The organism is Variovorax sp. GW821-FHT10D07 (assembly GCF_059415325.1).
In genome coordinates this window covers 598,062-621,537 of record NZ_JBWKMZ010000003.1, presented here as the reverse complement: position 1 = coordinate 621,537, position 23,476 = coordinate 598,062, and the positions used below count along the sequence as shown (strand labels likewise).

22 protein-coding genes are annotated in these 23,476 nt (G+C 70.9%); 6 read left to right on the top strand and 16 right to left on the bottom strand.

Annotation, left to right across the window (positions count from 1 at the left end):
* Nucleotides 1-47: 47 nt before the first annotated feature.
* Genes AC07PU_RS13275 through AC07PU_RS13250 form a run of 6 tightly spaced genes read right to left on the bottom strand, consistent with a single transcriptional unit; the run spans nt 48 to nt 6,571 of the window.
* A complete protein-coding gene (locus AC07PU_RS13275) occupies nt 48-1,037 on the bottom strand; it encodes a Bug family tripartite tricarboxylate transporter substrate binding protein (RefSeq protein ID WP_495318018.1) in 990 nt (329 codons plus the stop codon).
* 25 nt (nt 1,038-1,062) lie between these two features.
* Nucleotides 1,063-2,232 carry an acyl-CoA dehydrogenase family protein gene (locus tag AC07PU_RS13270; RefSeq protein WP_495318016.1) on the bottom strand — a complete coding sequence of 390 codons (1,170 nt, stop codon included), beginning with the start codon at nt 2,230-2,232 and terminating at the stop codon, nt 1,063-1,065.
* A gap of 10 nt (nt 2,233-2,242) precedes the next feature.
* On the bottom strand, nt 2,243-3,460 hold the full coding sequence (locus tag AC07PU_RS13265; protein WP_495318014.1) for a CaiB/BaiF CoA transferase family protein: 1,218 nt from the start codon (nt 3,458-3,460) through the stop codon (nt 2,243-2,245).
* 20 nt (nt 3,461-3,480) lie between these two features.
* Nucleotides 3,481-4,674 (bottom strand): acyl-CoA dehydrogenase family protein, encoded by a 1,194-nt coding sequence (locus AC07PU_RS13260; protein ID WP_495318012.1) that lies wholly within the window; start codon nt 4,672-4,674, stop codon nt 3,481-3,483.
* 1 nt (nt 4,675) lies between these two features.
* Nucleotides 4,676-5,770 carry an acyl-CoA dehydrogenase family protein gene (locus AC07PU_RS13255; protein WP_495318010.1) on the bottom strand — a complete coding sequence of 365 codons (1,095 nt, stop codon included), beginning with the start codon at nt 5,768-5,770 and terminating at the stop codon, nt 4,676-4,678.
* A gap of 18 nt (nt 5,771-5,788) precedes the next feature.
* Nucleotides 5,789-6,571 carry an enoyl-CoA hydratase/isomerase family protein gene (locus AC07PU_RS13250; protein WP_495318008.1) on the bottom strand — a complete coding sequence of 261 codons (783 nt, stop codon included), beginning with the start codon at nt 6,569-6,571 and terminating at the stop codon, nt 5,789-5,791.
* A gap of 142 nt (nt 6,572-6,713) precedes the next feature.
* On the opposite strand from AC07PU_RS13250, the gene AC07PU_RS13245 reads away from it, so the two are divergent.
* Nucleotides 6,714-7,688: a tripartite tricarboxylate transporter substrate binding protein gene (locus AC07PU_RS13245; RefSeq protein ID WP_495318006.1), complete on the top strand. Its 975-nt coding sequence runs from the start codon at nt 6,714-6,716 to the stop codon at nt 7,686-7,688.
* A gap of 14 nt (nt 7,689-7,702) precedes the next feature.
* Nucleotides 7,703-8,785 carry an Ldh family oxidoreductase gene (locus tag AC07PU_RS13240; RefSeq protein ID WP_495318004.1) on the top strand — a complete coding sequence of 361 codons (1,083 nt, stop codon included), beginning with the start codon at nt 7,703-7,705 and terminating at the stop codon, nt 8,783-8,785.
* A gap of 1 nt (nt 8,786) precedes the next feature.
* Here AC07PU_RS13240 and AC07PU_RS13235 read toward each other — a convergent pair whose 3' ends face one another.
* Nucleotides 8,787-9,926 carry a class I SAM-dependent methyltransferase gene (locus AC07PU_RS13235; RefSeq protein WP_495318002.1) on the bottom strand — a complete coding sequence of 380 codons (1,140 nt, stop codon included), beginning with the start codon at nt 9,924-9,926 and terminating at the stop codon, nt 8,787-8,789.
* 74 nt (nt 9,927-10,000) lie between these two features.
* Nucleotides 10,001-10,309: a DUF6172 family protein gene (locus AC07PU_RS13230; RefSeq protein WP_495318000.1), complete on the bottom strand. Its 309-nt coding sequence runs from the start codon at nt 10,307-10,309 to the stop codon at nt 10,001-10,003.
* Between the two features lie 72 nt (nt 10,310-10,381).
* Between AC07PU_RS13230 and AC07PU_RS13225 the strand changes: the two genes are divergently transcribed.
* Nucleotides 10,382-10,609, top strand: coding sequence for a hypothetical protein (locus tag AC07PU_RS13225; protein ID WP_093342309.1), 228 nt, complete (start codon nt 10,382-10,384; stop codon nt 10,607-10,609).
* Nucleotides 10,610-10,618: 9 nt separating this feature from the next.
* On the opposite strand, the gene AC07PU_RS13220 is transcribed toward AC07PU_RS13225, so the two are convergent.
* Nucleotides 10,619-11,806: an aminotransferase-like domain-containing protein gene (locus AC07PU_RS13220; RefSeq protein WP_209541394.1), complete on the bottom strand. Its 1,188-nt coding sequence runs from the start codon at nt 11,804-11,806 to the stop codon at nt 10,619-10,621.
* 107 nt (nt 11,807-11,913) lie between these two features.
* On the opposite strand from AC07PU_RS13220, the gene nth reads away from it, so the two are divergent.
* On the top strand, nt 11,914-12,558 hold the full coding sequence (gene nth / locus AC07PU_RS13215) for an endonuclease III (protein WP_093342312.1): 645 nt from the start codon (nt 11,914-11,916) through the stop codon (nt 12,556-12,558).
* Between the two features lie 7 nt (nt 12,559-12,565).
* Here the strand turns inward: nth and AC07PU_RS13210 are convergent, their stop codons facing one another.
* The 4 genes from AC07PU_RS13210 to AC07PU_RS13195 are packed head-to-tail and all read right to left on the bottom strand — an operon-like array spanning nt 12,566 to nt 16,459.
* Nucleotides 12,566-13,132 carry a histidine phosphatase family protein gene (locus AC07PU_RS13210; RefSeq protein ID WP_495317997.1) on the bottom strand — a complete coding sequence of 189 codons (567 nt, stop codon included), beginning with the start codon at nt 13,130-13,132 and terminating at the stop codon, nt 12,566-12,568.
* Complete coding sequence (locus AC07PU_RS13205) at nt 13,129-13,923, bottom strand: adenosylcobinamide-GDP ribazoletransferase (protein ID WP_495317995.1); 795 nt, start codon at nt 13,921-13,923, stop codon at nt 13,129-13,131. Before AC07PU_RS13205 ends, AC07PU_RS13210 begins: the two co-directional genes overlap by 4 nt.
* A 5-nt stretch (nt 13,924-13,928) precedes the next feature.
* A complete protein-coding gene (gene cobT, locus AC07PU_RS13200) occupies nt 13,929-14,975 on the bottom strand; it encodes a nicotinate-nucleotide--dimethylbenzimidazole phosphoribosyltransferase (protein ID WP_495317993.1) in 1,047 nt (348 codons plus the stop codon).
* Nucleotides 14,972-16,459 (bottom strand): cobyric acid synthase, encoded by a 1,488-nt coding sequence (locus AC07PU_RS13195; protein ID WP_495317991.1) that lies wholly within the window; start codon nt 16,457-16,459, stop codon nt 14,972-14,974. The genes cobT and AC07PU_RS13195 overlap by 4 nt, the downstream gene beginning before the upstream one ends.
* 158 nt (nt 16,460-16,617) lie before the next feature.
* Between AC07PU_RS13195 and AC07PU_RS13190 the strand changes: the two genes are divergently transcribed.
* Nucleotides 16,618-16,842 (top strand): hypothetical protein, encoded by a 225-nt coding sequence (locus AC07PU_RS13190; protein ID WP_495317989.1) that lies wholly within the window; start codon nt 16,618-16,620, stop codon nt 16,840-16,842.
* Between the two features lie 12 nt (nt 16,843-16,854).
* Here AC07PU_RS13190 and AC07PU_RS13185 read toward each other — a convergent pair whose 3' ends face one another.
* On the bottom strand, nt 16,855-17,832 hold the full coding sequence (locus tag AC07PU_RS13185) for a tripartite tricarboxylate transporter substrate-binding protein (protein WP_495317987.1): 978 nt from the start codon (nt 17,830-17,832) through the stop codon (nt 16,855-16,857).
* Nucleotides 17,833-17,972: 140 nt separating this feature from the next.
* Between AC07PU_RS13185 and AC07PU_RS13180 the strand changes: the two genes are divergently transcribed.
* Nucleotides 17,973-18,518 carry a MarR family winged helix-turn-helix transcriptional regulator gene (locus AC07PU_RS13180; RefSeq protein ID WP_093342498.1) on the top strand — a complete coding sequence of 182 codons (546 nt, stop codon included), beginning with the start codon at nt 17,973-17,975 and terminating at the stop codon, nt 18,516-18,518.
* 18 nt (nt 18,519-18,536) lie between these two features.
* On the opposite strand, the gene AC07PU_RS13175 is transcribed toward AC07PU_RS13180, so the two are convergent.
* Both AC07PU_RS13175 and AC07PU_RS13170 read right to left on the bottom strand, forming a co-directional pair.
* Nucleotides 18,537-20,018 (bottom strand): efflux transporter outer membrane subunit, encoded by a 1,482-nt coding sequence (locus AC07PU_RS13175; protein WP_495317985.1) that lies wholly within the window; start codon nt 20,016-20,018, stop codon nt 18,537-18,539.
* Nucleotides 20,019-20,052: 34 nt separating this feature from the next.
* The gene (locus AC07PU_RS13170; RefSeq protein WP_495317983.1) at nt 20,053-23,331 is read right to left on the bottom strand and encodes an efflux RND transporter permease subunit; all 3,279 of its coding nucleotides are present in this window, start codon (nt 23,329-23,331) and stop codon (nt 20,053-20,055) included.
* Between the last annotated feature and the right edge of the window lie 145 nt (nt 23,332-23,476).

Genomic DNA, 23,476 nt, shown 5'->3' with positions numbered 1-23,476 from the left:
GCCGGCATGTTGCGCGCTCGACCGCCCGGGCCGGACCGCGCGCGATGCTACTGCAACTCGATGCCGGTGATGCCCATCAGCCGCTTCCAGCGCTCGATCTCCTCGGCCTGGTAGCGGCGCAGTTCGGGCGCCGAGGACATGATCAGTTCGGTGCCCTGCTTGCGGTAATAGGCCTGGATCTCGGGCGTCTGCGCGGCCTTCGCGAACAGCGCGCCGAGCTGCTCGAGCGCGGCCGGCGGCGCCTTCGAACTCACGGCGGCGGCGACCCAGTTGAACGCGAGGTAGTCGGGATAGCCGGCCTCGCCGACGGTGGGCACCTCGGTCAGCACGATCGAGCGCTTGGGCGCGGTGAAGGCCAGCGGCCGCACGCGGCCCGAGCGCGCGAGCTCGTTGGCGCCGGTGGCATCGACCACCGCGAAATCGACCTCGCCCGTGAGCACCGCGTTGACGGCCTCGCCCGCGCCCTTGTAGTTGATGCCGGCGGTCTTGATCTTCGCCATCTCGTTGAACCACTCCGAATAGAGCGTGTACGACATGGAGCCGCTGGCGTAGTTGAGCTTGCCCGGCCGCTTGCGCGCATCCGCCACGAGGTCGGCCAGCGAACGGTGGGCCGAGGCGGCCGGCACGATGACCAGGCAGGCACCGCGCGACAGCAGCGTGATCGGCGCGAAGTCGACGATCGGGTCGTAGGGCAGCTTGCGGAAGGTGGCGGCGTTGGTGGTCAGCGTCGAGTTGCTGCCGATGAACACCGTGTGGCCATCGTGCGGCGGATTCAGCGCGGTCTGCACGCCGATGAAGCCGTTGCCGCCGGGCTTGTTCTCCACCGTCACCGCCTGGCCCGAGAGGTCGCCGATGCCCTTGGCGAACAGGCGCGCCGTGATGTCGGTGCCGCTGCCGGGCGGGAACGGCACGATGAAACGCATCGCGTGCGAGGGAAAGGCCTGCGCCCGCGCGCGGCCGGGCAGGCTCGCGGCACCGGCCAGCGCCGCGCCGGTGCCGAGCAGCAGCCGGCGGCGGTCGCGAGAGAAATCACTCATGGTTCGTCTCCTGGTTTCTTTGTTCTCAGCGCCGCGAGCCCAAGAGCTCGCGCGCCACCACCCAGCGGTGCACCTCGCTGGGTCCTTCGTAGATGCGCATCAGCCGGGTCTCGTTGGCCATCTGCTGCAGCGGCATTTCCTTGGTCATGCCCATGGCGCCGAAGACCTGCATCGCCATGTCGATCACGTCCCAGGCCATCTCGGTGGCGTAGACCTTGATCATCGAGACCTGCGAGCGCGCCTCCTCGCCGCGGTCGATGCGCGCGGCGGCCTCGTAGGTCATGAGGCGGCAGGCGTGGATGCGCGTGGCGGCATCGGCCACGCCCCACTGCACGCTCTGGCGGTCGGACAGCAGCGCGCCGAAGGTCTTTCGCATCGGCGCGTACTCGCAGACCATGTCGAGCGCGCGCTGGGCGCGGCCGATGCACCAGGCCGCCATCTGCACGCGCCGGCTCGACAGCCGCGCCTGCATCGGCGCGAAGCCCTGCCCTTCCTGGCCCAGCAGCTGGCCGGCGCCGACGCGGCAGTCCTGCAGCACCACCTCGTAGGTCGACACGCCGCCGAGCATCGGGATGCGACGCTCGACGATGAAGCCCGGCGTGTCCTTGTCGACGATGAAGGCCGAGATGCCGCCGCGCGAGCCGAGCGCCTTGTCGGTCACGGCCATCACGATGGTCCAGTCGGCGCGCGCGGCGCGGCTGATCCAGATCTTGCGGCCGTTGAGCACCCAGTTGCCCTGCGCGTCGCGCTCGGCGCGCGTGCCCATCGCCGACGGATCGGCGCCCGCGCCGGGCTCGGAGATGGCGATCGCCGAGACCGTCTCGCCGCGCGCATAGGGCGCGAGATAGCGCTCGGTCTGCGCCGCGTCGGCCGTCTTCAGCAGCATGCGCAGGTTCGGCGAATCGGGCGGCAGGTCGTAGGGCACGATGGTCTTGCCGAGTTCCTCGTTGACGCCGACCATCGCCGTCACCGGCAGGTCGGAGCCGCCGAGTTCGGCCGGCGCATCGAGCCCCCAGAGGCCGAGCTCGCGCGAGAGCGCATCGAGCCGCTCGTGCTCCTCGGGCATCAGCATCAGCTGCCCGCCCTCGGCTTCGCGTTTCAGCACCGCCGGCTCCAGCGGCAGCAGCTCGTCGCGCACGAAGCGCGCGACCAGGTCCTTGAGCATGCGGTGCTCGTCGTCGAGTTCGAAGTTCATGCCCCGCCCCTCACTCGCCGGCCACCGCGCGGCTGGCCTTGAGCCGCGCGATGGCTTCCTCGCCGAGGCCGGCCTCGCGCAGGATCTCGCTGGTGTGCTGCCCCACCGTGGGCGCCTGGCGATACACGCGCGTCGGCGTGGCCGAGAAGCGCGCCGTGGGCCGCAGCTGGCGGATCGGGCCTTCGGTCGGGTGCTGCGCGTCCTCGAACAGGCCCACGGCCTTCAGGTGCGGATGCGCGGGCAGGTCGTCGAGCGCATAGATCGGCGTGGCCGGGATGTCGAGCTTCTCGCACAGCGCCATCCACTCGGCCGTGGTCTTCAGCGGCGACAGCTCGCGCAGGTGGCCGTAGAGCGCGCGCACCTGCGCATTGCGCTCCTGCCGGTTGGCGATGCTGTAGCGCTCGGCCAGCTCGGGCTGGCCGACCTCGACGAAGAAGGCCTGCCAGTGGCGTTCCGTGTAGGGCAGCATGCTGATCCAGCCGTCGCGCGTGCGTGCCGGCTTGCGCCCGCCCTCGAGCAGCCGCGGATAGCCGGCCTTCACCGCCGAGCCCTGGAAGGTCATGCCGCCCATGTGCTCGGCCAGCACGAAGGCCGCCATGGTCTCGAGCATCGGCACCTCGACGTACTGGCCCTGCCCGCTGCGCTCGCGGTGCAGCAGCGCCGCCAGCACCGCGTTGCAGACCGCGAGGCCGGTGGTCTTGTCGGCGATCAGGCTGGGCGTGTAGTCGGGTTGCTCGCGCCCCACCGAGCCCACGCCCACCAGCCCGCAGGCGGCCTGGATGATGTCGTCGAAGGCCGGCTTGTCGCGGTGCGGGCCGTCCTGGCCGAAGCCGGTGGCGGCGCAATACACCACCTTGGGGTTGAGCTTCGCCACCGCCTCGTAGCCGAGCCCGAGGCGCTCGACCGCGGCCACGCGCATGTTGTGCACCACCACGTCCACCTGCGGGATCAGCGCGCGCAGCGCGGCCACGCCCTCGGGTGACTTGAGGTCGACCGCGAGCGAGCGCTTGTTGCGGTTCACGGCCAGGAAGATCGAGCTCATGCCCGGGTGCTGCGAGATGCCGTTGGCGCGCATCATGTCGCCCTCGGGCGGCTCGACCTTGATCACGTCGGCGCCGTAGTCGGCCAGCATCTGGGTGGCCAGCGGGCCGAGCACCACGGCCGTGAGGTCGAGCACGCGGATGCCCTGGAGCGGGCCCGAGGGCGCATTGGAAGTCGTATCGGTCATAGGGAGAAAGGAAGAGGGATTCAGTTGGGCAGGCCCACGAGATGCCGCGCCATCACCACGCGCTGGATCTGGCCGGTGCCCTCGACGATGTCGAGCGCCTTCACGTCGCGAAACAGCTTCTCGATCAGGTGGTCGCCACGGCCGCCCGCCAGGCCCAGCACCTCCATCGCGAAGCTCGTGGCCTCGAAGGCGGCCGGCGGCGCGAGCGCCTTCGAGGCCGAGGCCTCGAGCATGTTGGGCTGGCGCCGGTCGGCCAGCCAGGCGGCGCGCAGCGCCATCAGCAGCGCGGCCTTGAGCTTGCGGCGCGAACGCTCGAGCCGGTCGCGCAGCCGCAGGTCGGAGGCCAGGCCCTGGGCCTGCATGAAGGCCGCGGCCTCGTCGAGCGCGGCGCGGCCGATGCCCACCGCCATGCCGGCGATGGCCGGGCGGCCCGCGTTGAAGGTGTTCATCGCGCCCTTGAAGCCGCCCGAGCGTTGCTCGTAGTAGGCCTCGCCGCCGAGCAGGTTGGCCGCGGGCACGCGGCAGCCCGAGAGGAAGAAGGAGGTCGACTCGTAGGCCTTCAGGCCCATCTTCTTCTCGATGCGGAAGTCGCCGAAGCCCGGCGTGCCGCGCTCGACCACGAAGGCGCGGTGGCCCGCACGGCCCAGCGCCGGATCGATGGTGGCGAACACCACGGTCCATTCGGCGCGGCCCGAGTTGCCCGAGAAGGACTTGGCGCCGTCGAGCACCCAGTGCTCGCCGTCGCGCCGCGCGCGGGTCTTGATGTTGGCCACGTCGGAACCGCCCGAGGGCTCGGTCATCGCGAAGGCGCCCCAGATCGGGCGCTGCGGATTCACGAAGGGCGAGAGAAAGCGCTGCCTCTGCTCGGGCGTGCCCATCGAGAGGATCGGCGGTTCGCCCAGGCCCGGGCCCGGCAGCGCGACGCCGATGCCGCGGTCCCAGTAGGCGCCCTCCTCGGCCAGCAGCACCTGGGCCACGGCCGAGCCGGCCTTGTTGGGCGCGGGCGCATCGGTGCCGTCGGGCGCCGCGTCGGCCGCGCGCCAGCGCGTGCGGCCGAAGCCCTCGGCCAGCATGCGCACGAAGAAGGGGTCGTCCACCGGCAGCGGTGCGCCCGCGCGGTCGGCGCGCCAGCCCGCGGGCCGCATCTCGTCGCGCCCGAGGCGGCGCAGGGTCTGCAGGCGGGACTGGTCGTCCGCGCTGATCGAAAAATCCATCTCAGGCTCCCTGGGTCGTTGCGTCGGTGGTGGCAAGAAAGTCGATCGGCGCGGCGATCGCGGCCGGCAGGGCGTCGTCGCGCGCGGCATCGGCGCCGCCGAGCAGCAGGCCCAGCGCGCGCAGCTCGCGCAGCTGCTTCTCCACCGGGTAGTCGCGCATGAAGCCCGCGCCGCCGAGGATCTGCACCGCGTTGGCGCCGATGAAGACCGCGTTCTCGATCGCCTCGATCAGCGCCGTGGCCGCGGCCTCGCGCGCGGGCCGGCCGGCATCGAGCCGCCAGGCGGCCTCGTGCAGCAACTGGCGCGCGGCATCCACCGCGCTGTGCATGTCGACGATCAGGAAAGCCAGCGCCTGGTGGTGCGCGATCGGCTTGCCGAAGGCGACGCGTTCGAGCGCGTAGCGGCGCGAATAGTCGGCCGCCGCATGCATCTGGCCGACCAGCAGCGCCGCGAGCTGCACGCGCGCATGGGCCAGCGCGAGCGCGGCGGCCGCGGGGTCGGTCCACGCGGCCTCGACCGGCGCGCGGTCCAGGCGCAGCTCGCTCGCGCCCGCGGCGCGCAGGCCGGCACCGGGCAGTTCGGTGAGCGCGATGCCCTGCGTGACCAGGCGCAGCCCGTCGCGGCTCAGCACCGCGAGCAGGTCGACGCGGTCGGTCGGCAGCCAGGCCGCATGGCCGCTCAGCGCATCGCCATCGCTCGTCCATTGGCCGCGCGCATCGAACACCAGCGCCGCGCGCGCATCGGGCCGCGCCAGCAGCGGCTGCAGATGGCGCTGCAGCGCCGCCTCGCCGCCGAAGGCCCGCAGCGCCTGCGCGACCGCGCCGATCGGCTGCAGCGCCAGCGCCGCGCCCGGGCAGCCGGCCGCGAGCCGCTCGGTCACCAGCACGCGCGCGAGCGCGCCGAGGCCGGCACCGCCCGCGGACTCGGGCCAGTCGATGCGGTCGAAGCCGATCTGGGCCGCCTCGCGCCGCAGGGCCTCGGGCAGTGCGCGCTGCGCCTCGAAGGCGCGCTGCGAGGGCAGCAGCTGTTGGTCGGAAAAACGCTGGGCCGTCTCGGCCACCAGCGCGAGTTCTTCATCGAGTGCGAAATCGATCATGGCGTGCTCCGGCGCGGCTCAATGGCGTCCGAAGACGGGATCGCGGCGCTGCGCCATCGCGGCCACGCCCTCGCGGAAGTCCTGGGTCTGGAAGTGCTGGCGCTGCTCGCCGGCCTCGCACTCGACCGCGGCGCGCACCGCCTCGACCAGCCCGGCGCGCAGGCTCGCGCGCGTCGACTCGACCGCGATCGGCGCCGAGATCGCGATCTCCTCGGCCAACGCCTGGGCGCGCTCGCGCACCTGGTCCTGCGGCGCCAGCTCGTCGACCAGGCCGATGCGCAGCGCCTCGGCGCCGTCGATGCGACGGCCGGTGTAGAGCAGCAGCGCGGCCTGCTGCGCGCCGACCAGGCGCGGCAGCGTGTGGCTCAGCGCGAAGCCCGGGTGGAAGCCCAGGCGCGCGAAGTTGGCGCTGAAGCGCGCCTCGGCGCAGGCGACGCGGAAATCGGCCACCAGCGCGAGCCCCAGTCCGCCGCCCACGGCCGGGCCCTGCACCGCCGCGATCACCGGCTTGGTCACCGCGAACAGCCGGATCGCCTGCCGGTAGAGCTCGCCCGGGTCGCGCCGCGCGCCGGCCGCGGGCGTGGGCGACGAGAAATCGGCCCCCGCGCAGAAGGAGCGCCCTTGCGCCGCCAGCACGATGGCGCGGCATGCCGGGTCGGCCTGCAGCGATTCGAAGGCCTCGGCCAGCGCCGAGATCAGCGCGAGGTCGAAGAAGTTGTGGGGCGGCCGGCACATCTCCACCGTGGCCGTGTGGCCCGCGCGGTGGATCGAGAGGTCGGGCGGATTCGCTGCGGTGCTCATGGGACTCCTGTCTGGCTGTTCTTTTTCAACGATATAACAGATACATGTTTTTTAAAAGCACATATGTATTATTATTTGGCCAGCCCGAAGCCCGGGCAGGTCGGCGAACGACCGGTTCAGTCACGAACTCAGGAGCAAAAAGATGGAGACAAGCAGGCGCCGGCTGTTGCTGGCATTGGCGGGAACGGCGGGCGCGGCGGTGGCGGGACCGGCCTTCGCGCAGGGCACGGCCTTCCCTACGCGGCCGATCAAGATCGTGGTGCCGTTCACGCCCGGCAGCGGCTCGGACAATTCGGCGCGCTACTTCGGCGACCAGCTCGCCGCGCAGCTTGGCCAGGCGGTGGTGGTCGAGAACAAGCCCGGCGCCAACGGCATCATCGCGCTGCAGCAGGTGAAGAACGCGCCGGCCGACGGCTACATGCTGCTGCTGGCGAGCAACTCGCCGATGGCAGTGAACCCGCTGACCATCAAGGACCTGGGCTACGACTCGGTGAAGGACTACAAGCCGGTGTCGGGCCTGACGCGCGGCATGAACGTGGTGGTGGTCTCGAACGATTCGCCGTTCGCGAGCATCGAGGCGCTGCTGGCCGCCAGCAAGAGCAAGTCGCTCACCGTCGGCACCTACTCCGCGGGCTACCAGCTCGCGGCCGCCTGGCTCGCCAACGTGGCCGGCGGCGACTTCACCAACGTGCCCTACAAGGGGCAGGCGCCGATCATGACCGACGTGATCGGCAACCAACTCGACTTCGCGCTGGTCGATCTCGGCGGCGCGATGCCGCTGATCAAGGGCGGCAAGCTGCGCCCGCTCGCGGTCTCGGGCGAGGCGCGCAACCCCGACCTGCCGAGCGTGCCGACGATCCGCGAGAAGGGCTTCAACGAATACGTGCAGTACAGCTGGGTGTCGTTCTACGTGCGCTCGCAGACGCCCGACGACGTCACCGCCAAACTCGCCGAGGCGCTGCAGAAGACGCTGGCCACCGAGGACGCGCGCGCCTTCGTGCGCAAGTCGGGCGCCGAGCTCATGCCCTACCCGCCCGAGAAGATGCAGCGCTTCCACCTCGAGGAGATCGCGCGCTTCCGCAAGATCGCGGCCATCGCCAACATCAAGCCCGAGTGACCCAGAATGGCGGCATGAACCAAGCCGCCTCCTCGTCCGAAGCCCCCCTCTACAACGCGCCGGCGCTGGTCGCCTATGCCGATGCCCTGCTGCAGAAGTGCGGCCTCGCCGCGCCGATGGCCGCGAGCGTGGCGCGCACGCTGGTCGAGGGCGATCTGCTGGGCCACGACACCCACGGCCTCGCGCTGCTCGCGGGCTATGCGAAGGAGCTCGAGGCGGGCGGCATGGCGCGCGAGGGCGTGCCCGAGGTGCTGTCGGACCGCCCCGCCGCCGTGCTGTGGGACGGCCGGCGCCTGCCCGGCCCGTGGCTCATGGAGCAAGGCCTCGACCTGCTGATTCCGCGCGCCCGCGAACTCGGCACCGCCTCGCTGGTGATCCGCCGCAGCCACCACATCGCCTGCCTCGCGGTCTACATGCTGCGCGCGCTGCAGGAGGACATGCTGATGCTGCTGGCCTGCTCCGACCCCAACACCGCGAGCGTCGCGCCCTTCGGCGGCACGCAGGCCGTGTTCACGCCCAACCCGCTGGCGCTGGGCTTCGGGCTCTCGCAGGGCGGCGTGATGGTCGACATCTCGGCCTCGATCACCACCAACGGCATGAGCAACCGCAAGCGCGCGGCCGGCGAGACCTTCGCCGAGCAGTGGCTGATCGATGCGCAGGGCCGGCCCTCGAACGATCCGCAGGTGCTGTTCGACAGCCCGCCCGGCACCTTGCTGCCGGTGGGCGGCCTGAGCCATGGCCACAAGGGCTACGGCATGGCGCTGCTGGTCGAGGCGCTGACCGGCGGCCTCGCGGGCCATGGCCGCGCCGACCCGCCCGAGGGCTGGGGCGCGACCGTGCACGTCACGCTGCACGACCTGCATGCCTTCGGCGGCAAGGCGGCCTTCCTGCGGCAGATGGACGAGGTCGCCGAGCGCTGCCGCGGCAATGCGCCCATCGACCCGGCGAAGCCGGTGCGGCTGCCGGGCGAAGGCGGGTTGAAGCGTCGGGAGGCGCAATCGAGGGACGGGGTGCGGCTGCACCCGTCGATCGCGCGTTCGCTGCAAGAGGTGGAGCAGCGGCACGGCCTGCGGCTGGCGCAGGCGCTGACCCGATGACCTAGGCGGCGGGAGTGACGCGCACGGCCGTCACTTCCAGGGCTTCGCCCAGCCGCAGCTTGCGCATCAGGTCCATCGCCGCCAGCCGTTCGGCGGGCGGCAATGCCTCCTTCAGGCCGAAGGCATCGGACAGCTCGTCGACCTCGTGTTCCCCGGTCACGCCGGTGAGTTCGCGCACCTCGAAGCCGATCGACGCGAGGAAGGGCAGCAAGGCCTCCTCGGTGAAATAGTGGAGATGGAACGGCGGCGCGAACCACTTCCATCGGTCGAGCTGTCGCTGCGCGACCAGTCCGCCCCAGCAGGGCACCGCGATGTCGAGCACGCCGCCCGGCAGCAACAGATCATGGATGCGCCGCAGCGCCGCATAGGGATCGGGCATGTGCTCGAGTGCATGAAAGCTCACCACCGCGTTCGCGCGCGGCAGGGACAGGGCCGCATCGGACAGGGTGCCGCAGTAGCCGCGCCCTCCATTGGCGTTGAGAAACGCGATCCCTTCGGGCGAGGGGTCGACGCCGATGCAGTCGTACCCGAGCTTTCCGAGCTCCAGCATGACCAGGCCGTGCATGCAGCCGACCTCGATCACGGTGGCATCGCCTGGCTGGCCGAATCGCTCGAGGATGCGGGCAATGTGCCGGGCATGGTTGGCCTTGTCCGACGGATCGGCCCGGTAGCGCGCCACATCGTCGTCGCCGATGTCGGTGAAGGCGTTCCGGGCGCCATAGATGGCGGCCAGTTCCTCGTTGGACGGCAGCGGCCACATCAGTTGCGCCTTGCAGCCCGAGCACTTGACCAGGTCGCCGTGGGAGTGCTTGAGCATCTTGAGCGCCTCATGGCCGCCGCACGCGGGACAGGTGAACGGCGCCCGCAGGCCCAGGGATTCCAAGCCGCCGTGGGCGTGGGCGAGGTCCCGCTCGAGCGACGCCAACCGCATCGCGCCGTCGGCAAGGGTGGCTTCGAGCTGATCGATCCGCCGTGTCTTCGCGCCGATCTCGGCCAGGCCGGCGTCGATATCGGCGCGCGCCGCCTGTGCGGTCGACGTTCGCTGCATGGTGTAGCCGAGTGCTCCCAGGAATGACTTCGCCGCCGTCTTGATCATGCAATGCCCCGTATCGACCGTGGAGGGGAAGGCGATGCCGGTCATCGCCCGTCGAACCGGTTTTCTACCACCGGGCGCCAGGAGGGCCTTGCCTCCATGCGCGCTCGATGACCGTAGGACTATTCAGCGTCGGACGGTTCCGCCGGCCGCGCCTTGCGCGTGGCCGGCTTCGCGAGGATCTCGAGGTAGAACTGCTTGCTGCCCTCGGCGACCACGTGGTCGATGCTGGCGGTGATGGCCGACAGGTGGATCGTCTCGGCGTTGTCGGCGGTGCTGCCGAAGCGGCAATCGAAGTCCCAGAAATCGGCGCCGGCCGGCAGTGCATGGCCGCGCTCGCGCTTGATGTACTTGCGGATTTCGTGCTTGATGGCTTCGAGGAGGCGGTCGGGGTGCTTGCCCTCGACCTGAAGCTGGAAGGTTTTTCTCATGGGTGATGGTAACCAATGCCCCGCCGTGCCACTGTGTACAGTCGGCGGCTCAACGGAAAGCAGGTGAAAGACATGGCGCGCGCGAACGACTGGGCAAGCAAGGTGATGGCATTGATCAACGGTGGCAATCCCACCGCGGCCATCGCGCAGATCAAGGTCGCGCCCTCGGTCAAGGACCTGAAGGCGCTGCAGACCATCATGACGCTCTCGAAGATGAAGGGCCGCTATCCGAACGTGGATGCGGCCATCGCGGACAACCTGGCGCTGCTCGCGGCGCCCCGGCTGCACCGCTCGCCCTGACAGCCGGCTTTACAGCGCCTGGCCGAGGCGCTTGACGCCCTCTTCGATCTTCGCCACGTCGGCGGTCGCGAAGCTCAGGCGCAGGGTCGCCACGTCGGGGTTCTCGGCATAGAACGGCGCGCCGGGCACGAAGGCAACCAGCTTCTCGATCGCGCGCTTGGCGAGTTCGTTGGCATTGGCCAGCTTGCCGTTGGCGCCCGTGAGGCGGGCCCAGAAGAACAGGCCGCCATTGGGCTGGGTGAAGCTCACCGCGTCGCCGAGCTCGCGCTGCAGCGCCTGGCCCATGGCCTTGGCGCGCTGGCCGTAGACCTCGCGCACGTGCGCCAGCGTGGCCGGCATGCGGCCGCTCTTGAGGTACTGGGCCGCGGTGGCCTGCGAGAAGGTGCTGGTGTGGGCGTCGCTGAACTGCTTGCACATGGTGGCCTTGGCCAGCAGTTCGGCCGGCGCGATCATCCAGCCGATGCGCAGGCCCGGGCTCAGCACCTTGCTAAGGCTGCCGCAGTGCGCGAGCAGCTCGCGGCTGCCGGGCACGTCCTTGCTCAGCGCCATGATCGACGGGGGCGGCGCCTCGCCGAAGTAGAGGTCGCCATAGGGATCGTCCTCGACGATCAGCGTCTGGTACTTCACGGCCAGCTCGAGCACCTTCTTGCGGCGCTCCAGGCTCAGCATCGCGCCGCTGGGGTTGCCGAAGGTGGGGATCAGGTAGACGAACTTGGGCTTGTGCTCGGCGATCAGCTTCTCGAGCTCGTCGGTCTTCACGCCGTTGGCGTCGATCGGCGCGCTGATGAGCTGCGCGCCGTAGAGGCGGAAGCACTGGATGGTGGCCAGGAAGGTCGGACCCTCGACGATCACCTTGTCGCCGGGCGAGATCATGGTCTTGCCCAGCAGATCGAGCGCCTGCTGGCTGCCGGTGGTGACGATCAGGCCGCTGGGATCGACCTCGACGCCCTTGGTCTTCATGAAAGCGCTGAGCTGCGCGCGCAGCGGCTCGTAGCCTTCGGTGGCGCCGTACTGCAGCGCGCCGCCGGCCTCCTCGGCCAGCACTTTCTGGCTCGCCTCCTTGAGGCCCTCGACGTCGAACATCGCGCTGTCGGGGAAGCCGCCCGCGAAGCTGATGATGCCGGGCTTGCCCAGCAGCTTGAAGAGTTCGCGGATGGCGGAGGTTTCGACGTTGTCGAGGCGGGAGGCGAATTGCATGGTCAGTCTCACTTTCTGGCCGCCATTGTGGCGAAAGCCGCGGGAAATTAAGTTGCGTAGGTCATTCCCGTTTCAGCGATATATTGCGCCTGCCTTTGTCCCGCCCCATGAAAAAAGAAAACATCGCGCCCTTCTTCGCCGTCCTGCAGGCCGCCAATCCCACGCCCGAGACCGAACTCGAATACGGCACGCCCTTCGAGCTGCTGGCCGCCGTGCTGCTGTCGGCGCAGGCCACCGACGTGGGCGTGAACAAGGCGACGCGCAAGCTGTTCCCCGTGGCCAATACGCCGCAGGCGATCCTCGACCTCGGCGTCGAGGGCCTGGAGGGCTACATCAAGACCATCGGCCTGTACCGCAGCAAGGCCAAGCACCTGATCGAGGCCTGCCGCATGCTGGTCGAACAGCACGGCGGCGAGGTGCCGCGCACCCGCGCCGAGCTCGAGGCCCTGCCCGGCGTGGGCCGCAAGACCGCCAACGTGGTGCTCAACGTGGCTTTCGGCGAAGCCACGATCGCGGTCGACACCCACATCTTCCGCGTCGGCAACCGCACAGGGCTGGCGCCGGGCAAGAACCCGTTGGAGGTCGAGCTCAAGCTCGAGAAACGCGTGCCGCTCGAATACCGGCTGCACGCGCACCACTGGCTGATCCTGCACGGGCGCTACGTCTGCGTGGCGCGCACGCCGCGCTGCTGGGACTGCGCGGTGTCGAAGTACTGCGACTACAAGCCGAAGACGCCCGCGCCCAAGCGCTGAGGCAGCATCAGGCCGGCCGAAGCTCGACCACCTGCCAGCCGCCGAAGGGCAGCGGCGTCGACGGCCACTCGGTGGCATCGCGCGGACAGCGCGTGCCCGCGTGCAGCAGCGACACGGCCCGCAGCACGCCCGCATGCGCGACCCACAGCGCATCGCCCTGCCCGGCCTGCCACTCGTCGTAGGCGCCGGCCACGCGCGCCATGAAGGCACGCACGCTCTCGCCATGCGCGCCGGCGCGGGTGTCGGCGAAGTCCGCGGTCCAGGCATCGAGCTCGGCGCGCGCGATGGCCGACCAGGACTGCCCTTCCCAGGCGCCGAAATCCATCTCGGCGATGCGCGCATCGTGTTGCACGGCGAGGTCGGGCCGCAGCGCGGCGATCGCGCCGGCCAGCGCGGCGCAGCGCCGCAGCGGCGACGACAGCACGGCGAGCCCCGGCGGCAACTCTCGAGCGATGCGCTCGGCGGCCGCGTGCGTGGCCTCGGCCTCGGCCTCGAGGTCGCTCGCGCCGTAGCACAGGCCCGCTTCGGCAATCACCGGCGCATGCCGCAGCAGCCAGAGCCTGCGCATGCTCATGCCCGCCACGCCAGCGCGAGGTAGATCGCGATCTCGCAGACCTGCTGCGTGGCACCCAGCCCGTCGCCCGTGAAGCCCTGCAGCCGGCGGCTAAAGAGCCGCGCCATCCACAGCGTCGCCAGCGCCGCCGCGAGCAGCGCCGCCAGCGCATGGGCCGCGCCGTGCGACAGCGCGAGCAACGCCAGCGCGGGCAGCGTCCACAGCACGCCGATCGCCAGCGCGCCGCCGCTGATCGCATCGGCCAGTGGCTTGGCCTTGCTCGCGCCGCTGTCGCCCACATAGGGCAGCCAGCGGATCAAAGCGAGCGGCGCGAGCCGCGACAGCACATGCGCGCCGACGATGGCCGCGGCCACCGCGTGCAGCCCGCCGCCGGCCAGCACCGCGATCAGCGCGCACTTGAGGCCCAGCGCCAGCACCAGCGCGATCGCGCCGAAGGCACCGATGCGCGAGTCCTTCATGATCTCGAGCGCGCGCGCACGATCGGCCGAGCCGCCCAGCCCGTCGGCCACGTCGGCCAGGCCGTCCTCGTGGAAGGCGCCGGTCAGCATCATGGTCGCGACCGTGCTCAGCACCGCCGCCGCGAACGCGCCCGCCATGCCCGGCAGCCCCATCGCCACGCCCACGAACACCAGCGCCGCCACGCCGCCGGCCAGCCAGCCGATGCCCGGCAGGTGCGCCGCGCTCGCGCGCAGCATCTGCGGGCTGTAGCCGACCCAGGCCGCGAGCCGGCCCGTGACCGGCACGCGGGTGAAGAACTGCAGCGCGAGCAGGAAGTGCCGCAGGCCGCTCATCGATCTCAGGCGTCCTTGCGCGAGACGCCGGCCGATTCGAAGCTCGCCATCTCGCGCACGATGCGGCAGGCCGATTCGAGCAGCGGCCAGGCCAGCGCGCCGCCCGAGCCCTCGCCCAGGCGCAGGCCCAGGTTCAGCAGCGGCTCGAGCCGCAGCCGCTCGAGCAGCAGCGCATGGCCCGGTTCGGCCGAGACATGGGCCGCCACGCAGCGCTGCGCCACGTGCGGTCGCAATGCCTGCGCCACCAGCACGGCGGCGCTCGCGATGAAGCCGTCGAGCACGACCACGCGCCGTTCCTCGGCCGCCTGCAGCACCGCGCCGACCAGGGTCGCGATCTCGAAGCCGCCGAGCGCGGCCAGCGCATCGAGCGGCGCGGTGGCATCCGCATGCAGCGCCAGCACCTCGCGCAGCACGGCGCGCTTGCGCGCCAGCCCGTCGGCGTCGAGCCCGGTGCCGGCGCCGGTGCAGCGGTCGATGTCGATGTCGGCCAGGCGCGCCAGCAGCAGCGCGGCGGCCGAGCTGTTGCCGATGCCCATCTCGCCGAGCAGCAGCGCATTGCCCGGCAGCGCGCGCACGATCTCGCGGCCGTTGGCGATGGCCTGCGTGCACTGCGCGGCGCTCATCGCCGGGCCGGCCGAGGCATCGGCGGTGCCCGCCGCGATGCGCCGCTGCACCAGGCCGGGCCGCGGCTGGAAGTCGCGCCGCACGCCGCAGTCGGCCACGGTCAGCGCCAGGCCGTGCTGGCGCGCGAGCACGCTGACGGCGGCGCCGCCGGCCAGGAAGTTCTCGACCATCTGCCAGGTCACGTCGCTCGGATAGGCCGAGACGCCGCGCGCCGCCAGCCCGTGGTCGGCCGCGCAGACCAGCATCTGCGGCGCCTCGAGCACCGGCGACTCGGTGCCGAGGATCGTGCCCAGGCGCAGCGCCAGCGCCTCGAGCCGGCCGAGCGCGCCCAGCGGCTTGGTCTTGTTGTCAAGCGCGGCCTGCAGCCGGGCCGCGAGCGCGGCGTCGGCGATGTCGGGCACCGCGGGAAGAAGGTCGTCGTGGGTCATGCGATCAGGCCGGCGAGCACGCCGGCGTCGAAGTGGTTGTCGATGAAGTCGGCCAGGCCGTCGAAGGTGGCGTCGAGCGTGGGCGCCGCGACGCCGAACAGCGCCTGCAGCGCCGCGGGGTCCTCGAACAGCCCGTGCAGATAGAGGCCGAGCACGTTGCCGCGCGCGTTCTGCCAGGCCAGCCCCTCGGGCATCACCGCGCCGCCGTCGCCGGCCATCTGCGGATGGGCCGCGGTCTGGCCATGGTGGATCTCGTAGCCGGCCACGGTCACGTCGGACAGCGCGGCCCAGGCGCCCGCCAGCGTGCCGAAGGCGGCCTCGCGGCGGCGCACGGTCTTGTCGCGCTCGAACACCGTCACCAGCGGCAGCAGGCCCAGCCCGGGCGCATTGCCGTCGATGCCGTGCGGATCGACCAGCGCCTCGCCGAGCATCTGCAGCCCGCCGCAGACGCCGAGCACCGCGCCGCCGCGCGCCGCATGCTCGGCCACCGCGCGGTCGAGCCCCTGCGCGCGCAGCCAGGCCAGGTCGCCGCTGGTGTGCTTGGAGCCGGGCAGCACGATCCAGTCGGCGCCGGCCACGTCGGCCGGCGCGCGGGCCCAGACCAGGCGCACGCCAGGCACGTTCTTCAGCGGCTGGAATTCGTCGAGGTTGCTGATGCGCGGATAGGCGATCACGGCCACGGTGCGCGTCACGGCGCCCGAGGACCGGCTGCGGTCGTCGAACACGCCGTCCTCCTCGGGCAGGCCGTGCTGCCACCACATCGGCAGGGTCGCGACCACGGGCACGCCGGTCATCGCGCGCAGCTGCTCGGGCGCGGGCGCGAGCAGCGAGGCATCGCCCCTGAACTTGTTGAGCACGAAGCCCGCGAGCAGCGCGCGGTCGGCCTCGGGCAGCAGTGCCCAGGTGCCGTAGAGATGGGCGAAGGCGCCACCGCGGTCGATGTCGGTGACCAGCAGGCAGCGCGCCCGGGCATGGCGCGCGATGCGCAGGTTGACGATGTCGCTGGCCATCAGGTTGATCTCGGCCGGCGAGCCGGCGCCCTCGATCACGACCACGTCGTTCTCGGCACGCAGCTCGTCGAGCGCACGCGCGAGCTGCGGCCACACGCGCTCGCTGCGGCCGCGCCACGGCAGCGCCGACAGGGCCTCGTCGACCTGGCCCATCAGCACCACCTGGCTGTGGGTGTCGCGCTCGGGCTTGAGCAGCAGCGGGTTCATGCGCACCTCGGGCCGCGCGCGGGCCGCAAGCGCCTGGAAGTACTGGGCGCTGCCGATCTCGCCGCCCTCGACCACGCGCGCGTTGTTGCTCATGTTCTGCGCCTTGTAGGGCGCCACCTTGAAGCCCTGGCGCGCATACCAGCGGCACAGCGCGGTCGCGATCCAGCTCTTGCCGGCACCGCTGGTCGTGCCCAGCACCATCACGCAACGCGCCCCGCCGGTGTGCTCTCGCGCGCTCGCCGGCGCCGCCGCTGCCTGGAAATTCATGGCGGGATTGTCGTTGAGCGCGCGCGGGTACCCGAAACGCAACGCCGGAATGCGGCTTCCGTCACGCAACCGGCCCGGTGAACCCACGCGCTGCATCCGGTTCGGCGAATCCTCCGTATACCAGGCTTCTCCGTCACAACGCCCCGCGACTCCGCCCCATGCCCGCCCTCAACGACCTGGCCCTCACCGTCGAAGAACCCGAACCGGACCGCTTCCACTGGGTCCTGCTCGAGGCGCTGGACAGCGGCGAGGCCGACGTGCTCGACTACCGCGTCTACCGCCGCGCGGCGCGCGCCGAGGCCAGCTACTCGAATGCGCTGGTGATGGGCGTGGCGGAGCTGCAGAAGATCAGCGCGGCGCGGACGTCCGATCCCGAAACCTGAACCTGCGCGCGCTCAGGGCGCGAAGCCCGAGCGCCGCACCACCGGCTCCCACTGCTGTCGGTAGGCCTTGAGCATCTGCACCGTCTCGGCATTGCTGCTGACCACCGGCGTGATGTAGAGCGCATCGGCCGCCTTCTGCAGCCCCGGGTCCTGCATCACCTCGCGGATCTTCGCGGCCAGCAGCTGCACCTTGGCCGGCGGCATGCTGCTCGGCGCGAAGAAGGTGTTCCAGCCGTCGGCATCGATCTTCATGCCGGCCTCGCGGAAGGTCGGCAGCGAGGGCGCGAAGCTCGCGCGCTTCTTGCCCGACACGGCCAGGATGCGGATCTTGCCGGCCACGTGCTGCGCATAGAGCGAGTCCAGCGTGTCGATGGCGATCGGCAGCGAGCCGCCGGTCAGGTCGGCGGCCAGCGGCGCCGAGCCGCCATAGCCCTTGATCTGCGGCTGCACGCTCAGCGCATCGCCCACCATCAGGCCGAAGAAGTGCGGCAGGCTGCCGGTGGCCGGCACGCCGAAGATCGCCTCCTCGGGATGGGCCCAGAGCCGGCCCACGAGGAACATGGCGCGGTCGAGCTGCAGCTTCTGCCCCACGGCCAGCGCGAAGTCGTAGCTGCTGACCTGCGTGACGGGCACGAAGTCCCTGTCGGGGTCGTAGCCCGCGTCCTTGAACACCAGCGGCGCCACCACCATCACGGCCGGGTTGCCGAGCATCAGCACGTTCTCGGTCGCGGGCGCGCGCCGCAGCTGCTTGGCCGCGAGCCGGCCGCCCTCGCCCGCGCGGTTCTCGACCGTGACCGCCACGCCGAGCTTGGGGCCGAGCCGCTCGGCGATCAGCCGCGCGATGCGGTCGGTGCTGCCGCCGGGCGCATAGCCGACGACCAGCGTGAGCGGGCTCTCGAGGTTCTGCGCCTGCGCGGGCGCCAGGACACCGCCGATCGCGAGCGCGAGGCAGCAGGCGGCGAGTCGTCGCCGGGAGGGGAAAAAGGGCACGGGGGATCTCCTCACGCCGGCGGCTGGTGGCCGGCTTTTGTTACGCTGTTTATATGCAGGTAACAAATAGTTGATCTAATCCATCATCGGGCGCCGCGGCGGCGCCGCCACATCCCGCGCCCTCCGTGAGTTCTTCTTCCCTGCAAGCCTTTCCCGACGCGGCCGCGCTGCTCGCGCCCCGCTCCCTCGACGACCTGCTGCTCTACCGGCTCTCGCGCGCGGCGCGTGCCGGTGCCGGCATGGCCACGCGGCTGGTCGAAGGCGGCTTCGGCATCACGCGCCGCGAATGGGGAATGATCGGCACGCTCGCGCAGACCGGCGAGATCACGCCCTCGGCGCTGTCGGAGCAATTGAACCTGGACCGCGTGCGCACTTCGCGCGGGCTGCGCAGCCTGGTCGAGAAGCAGTTGGTGGAACGGCGCCGCGACGCCGAGGACCGCCGAGAGGTGCACGTGCGGCTGAGCCCCGCGGGGCGGCAGCTCTACGACGAGCTGTTCCCGCGCATCGCCGACCTCAACACCGGCCTGCTCGACGGTATGGAACCCGCGCACATCGAGATCCTGCTGCAGTGCCTGCAGCGGCTCGAGCAGCGCGGTGGCGCGCTCAGCGCCCAGGGCATGGTGCCCGAGAAGGCCGACCGCCGTTCGGGCGGCACGCGCCACCGCTGGCCGAAGCGGGGCGCGTGAGGACGACGCGAAGCGCGCTCAGCTTTGCGGGCCTCGCGGGGCGCCGTCGCCCGAGGCCACCGCGCCCGGCACGTCCCAGCCGCCGCCGATCGCGCGGATCAGCCCCACGGCCGCCTGGTACTGCGCCGACTTCACCTGCAGCGCCTGGCGCCGGTTGCGCAGCTCGCTGCGGCGCGCGTCGAGCAGGTCGAGCTGGCTGATGTAGCCGTTGCGGTAGCGCGTGTCCGACAGGCTGGTCGCGCGCGCGGCCGAGGCCACGGCCGTGGCCTGCACGCCCGACTGCTCCTGCAGGATGCGGATCGACGACAGCTGGTCCTCGACCTCCTGGAAGGCCACCAGCACCTGGTTGCGGTAGCTGGCCAGCGCGCCGTCGAGCTGCGCGTTGGCGCTCTGCAACCCGGCCTCGCGGCGGCCGCCGTCGAAGATCGGCAGCGACAGCAGCGCGCCGACGCCCCATGAGCGGGCCGACCACTTGAACAGGTCGCCGACCTCGGGCGAGGCATAGCCGGCCGCGCCGGTCAGCGAGATGTCCGGGAACCACGCGGCCTGCGCCACGCCCACGCGCGACTGGGCCGCGAACACCGCGTTCTGCGCGGCCGACACGTCGGGCCGGCGCGTCAGCACCGTGGCTGGCACGCCGGGCGGGATCGCGGGCAGCGCGGTGGTCCAGTCGGCCGGCCGCACGCCGAAGCTCGAGGCCGAATCGCCCACCAGCACCGCGAGCGCATGCTCGACCTGGGCCCGCTGGCGATCGATCGCCAGCGCGTCCGACTCGGTCGACGAGACCTCGGTCTGCACGCGCGCCACGTCGAGCTCGGCGATGTCGCCGGCCTGCTGGCGGCGCTGCGACAGGCGCAGCGTGTCGCGGTAGGCCTCGACCTGCTCGCGCACCAGCACGCGCTCGGCATCGAGGGCGCGCAGCGTGAGGTAGGTCTGCGCCACCTCGGCCTGCACCGCCAGCCGCGTGCTCTGCAGCAGCGCCTCGCGGCCGGCCGCGTCGAGCCGTGCCGCGTCGCTGGCGCGCGAGAGACGGCCGAACAGGTCGAGCTCGTACGAGAAGGTGGCGCCGGCATTGGTCATGGTGGCCGGCGAGGTGCTGGCCGTGGCCTTGTCGAGGCCGGCGCCGCGGTTGGCGCCGGCGCTCAGGCCCACCTGCGGCAGCCGGTCGGCGTTGACGCTGCGCGCGATGGCGCGGGCCTCGGCCAGCCGCGCCGCCGCGCCCTGGATGTTGTTGTTGTTGACGTCGGCCTTGGCGATCAGCTCGTCGAGCACCGGGTCATTGAAGGCCTGCCACCAGGGGCCGCGCGCGGCGCCCTCGGAGGGCACGGCGCGGGTCCAGCCGGCGGGCGGCGTGGCGCCCTGCTCCTTGAACTGGGCCGCCGAGGGGGTCTCGGGCAGGCCCGAGGGCACGCTCGCGCAGCCGGCCAGGGCCAGGGCCGCCACCAGGGGCAGCACGGCCGCGCGCAGTGGCGCCGAGAGGGATGAGAGCTTGAAGTTCATGATCGAGCTTCCTTCTTGTTCTGTGGTTCGTTCGTCATTCATGCGAGGTCCGCGGCGAGGCCGGCACCGGATGCAGGCCGCCACCGTGGCCACCGCCCGATCCGCCGTGCGAGCCGCCCGAGGCCGGATGGTCGGCCGACACGAAGTCCTCGCCATGCGGCACCTCGCCGTGCAGCTTCAGCGGCCGGTTGCCCGCGATGCGGCGCATCAGCACGTAGAACACCGGCGTCAGGAACAGGCCGAAGGCCGTCACGCCGATCATCCCGGCGAACACCGCCACGCCCATCGCCTTGCGCATCTCCGAGCCCGCGCCGGTCGACAGCACCAGGGGCAGCACGCCCATGACGAAGGCCAGCGAGGTCATCAGGATCGGGCGCAGGCGCAGCCGGCTGGCTTCGATCGCGGCCTGGATCGGCGTGCGTCCGGCGAACTCGAGCTCGCGGGCGAACTCCACGATCAGGATCGCGTTCTTCGCACTGAGCCCCACCAGCACGATCAGCCCGATCTGCGTGAAGACGTTGTTGTCACCCCCCGAGATCCACACGCCCGCCATCGCGGCCATGATGCCCATCGGCACGATCAGGATGATCGCGATCGGCAGGGTCAGGCTCTCGTACTGCGCGGCCAGCACCAGGAACACCAGCAGGATCGCCAGCGGGAACACCAGGAAGGCGGAGTTGCCGGCCAGGATCTCCTGGTAGGTCAGCTCGGTCCACTCGAAGCTCACGCCCTTGGGCAGCGTCTCGGCCGCGATCTTGGTGATCGCGTCCTGCGCCTGGCCCGACGAATAGCCGGGGGCCGGGCCGCCGTTGATGTCGGCCGCGAGGTAGCCGTTGTAGCGCATGGCGCGCTCCGGACCGAAGGTCGAGTTGACCTTCATCAGCGCGGCCAGCGGCACCATCTCGCCCGAGGTCGAGCGCACCTTCAGCAGGCCCACGTCCTCGGCACGGGCGCGGTAAGGCGCATCGGCCTGGACGCGCACGGAGTACGTGCGGCCGAACTTGTTGAAGTCGTTGGCGTACAGGCTACCGAGGTAGATCTGCATCGTGTCGAAGATGTCCGTCACCGGCACGCCGAGCTGGCGCGCCTTGGTGCGGTCGATGTCGGCGTACAGCTGCGGCACGTTGACCTGCCAGCTCGTGAACATGCCCGTGAGTTCGGGCGCGGCATAGGCCTTGGCCATGAAGGCCTTGACCGCCACGTCCATCTGGTCGTAGCCGACCGAGGCGCGGTCCTCGATCTGCAGCTTGAAGCCGCCCGTGGTGCCCAGGCCCGCCACCGGCGGCGGCGGGAACATCACGATGAACGCGTCCTGGATGCTCGAGAAGGCACCGTTGAGCTGGCCCGCCACCGCGCCACCGCTCTGGTCGGCGCGCTTGCGCTGGTCGAAGGGCTTGAGCGTGGCGAACACGATGCCCGAGTTCGAGCTGTTGGTGAAGCCGTTGATCGACAGGCCCGGGAAGGCGATGGCGTCTTCCACGTTCGGGTTCTTCTTCATGATCTCGCCCATGCGCTGGATCACTTCGTCGGTGCGGTCGAGCGTGGCGCCGTCGGGCAGCTGCGCGAAGCCGATCAGGTACTGCTTGTCCTGCGCCGGCACGAAGCCGCTGGGCACGGCCTTGAACAGGCCGAAGGTCACGCCGACCAGCGCGAGGTAGATCACCAGCATCAGCGTCTTGCGCGAGATCACGCGCTTGACGCCGCCGCTGTAGGCCTCGGAGCCGCGATGGAAGAACTTGTTGAAGCCGCGGAACAGCCAGCCGAAGGCCTTGTCCATGCCGCGCGTCAGCGCGTCCTTGGGCTGGTCATGGCCGCGCAGCAGCAAGGCGGCGAGCGCGGGCGACAGGGTCAGCGAGTTGATCGCCGAGATCACGGTCGAGATCGCGATGGTCACCGCGAACTGGCGGTAGAACTGGCCCGTGAGGCCGCTGATGAAGGCCAGCGGCACGAACACGGCCACCAGCACCAGCGCGATCGCGATGATGGGCCCGGACACTTCGCGCATCGCGCGGTAGGTCGCTTCACGCGGCGTCAATCCCGCCTCGATGTTGCGCTCGACGTTCTCCACCACCACGATCGCATCGTCCACCACGATGCCGATCGCCAGCACCAGCCCGAACAGGCTCAGCGCGTTGATCGAGAAGCCCAGCACGTGCAGCACCGCGAAGGTACCGATCACCGACACCGGCACGGCCAGCAGCGGAATGATCGACGCGCGCCAGGTCTGCAGGAACAGGATCACGACCAGCACCACCAGCATGATGGCTTCGAGCAGCGTGTGGATCACCGATTCGATGGACGCGCGCACGAACTGCGTCGGGTCGTAGGCGATGCGGTATTCCAGGCCTTCCGGCATGTTCTTGTTGAGCTCGGTCATCGTCTTGCGCACGTTCGACGAGATGTCGAGCGCATTCGAGCCGGGTGCCTGGAACACGCCCATGCCGACGGCCGGATCGTTGTTCAGCAGCGAGCGCAGCGAGTAGTCGGCGGCGCCCATCTCGAGGCGGCCGATGTCGCGCAGCCGGGTCACGGCGCCGTCGGTGCCGCTCTTGACGATGATGTCGCCGAACTCTTCCTCGCTCTGCAGGCGCCCTTGCGCATTGATCGAGAGCTGCATGTCCACGCCCGACAGGCCGGGCGAAGCGCCGACCACGCCGGCCGCGGCCTGCACGTTCTGGCCGCGGATCGCGGCCACCACGTCGGAGGCCGAGAGGCCGCGCTGCGCCACCTTCTGCGGGTCGAGCCAGACGCGCATCGAGTAGTCGCCGCCGCCGAAGATCTGGACCTGGCCCACGCCTTCGATGCGCGCCAGCGGGTCCTTCACGTTCAGCACCGCGTAGTTGCGCAGGTAGTTGATGTCGTAGCGGCCGTTGGGCGACACGAGGTGGACCACCATCGTGAGGTCGGGCGCGCTCTTCACCGTGGTGATGCCGAGCCGGCGCACTTCCTCGGGCAGGCGCGGCTCGGCTTGCGAGACGCGGTTCTGCACGAGCTGCTGTGCCTTGTCGGGATCGGTGCCGAGGCGGAACGTGACGGTGAGTGTCAGCACGCCGTCGGTGGTCGCCTGGCTGCCCATGTAGAGCATGCCCTCGACGCCGTTGATCTGCTCCTCCAGCGGGGTCGCCACGGTCTCGGCGATCACCTTCGGATTGGCACCCGGGTACTGGGCGCGCACCACCACCGAAGGCGGCGCGACTTCCGGGTACTCGGAGATCGGCAGACCGCGCAACGCGATCAGGCCGGCTATCAGCATCAAGAGCGACAGCACGCCGGCAAAGATCGGCCGGTCGATGAAGAATTTAGAGAGATTCATTTCGTTGGCTCCATCGCGCGGACAGCGCGATCCACGCCGCTTCGAAAAAGACGAGCGGCATCCAGGTGGCTCCCATCAAGGAACTTCGAGTAACGCTGGCGAGCCGGCCGGTGCCGCTGTCGCCGTTGTCGGTGTCCCGGGTTTT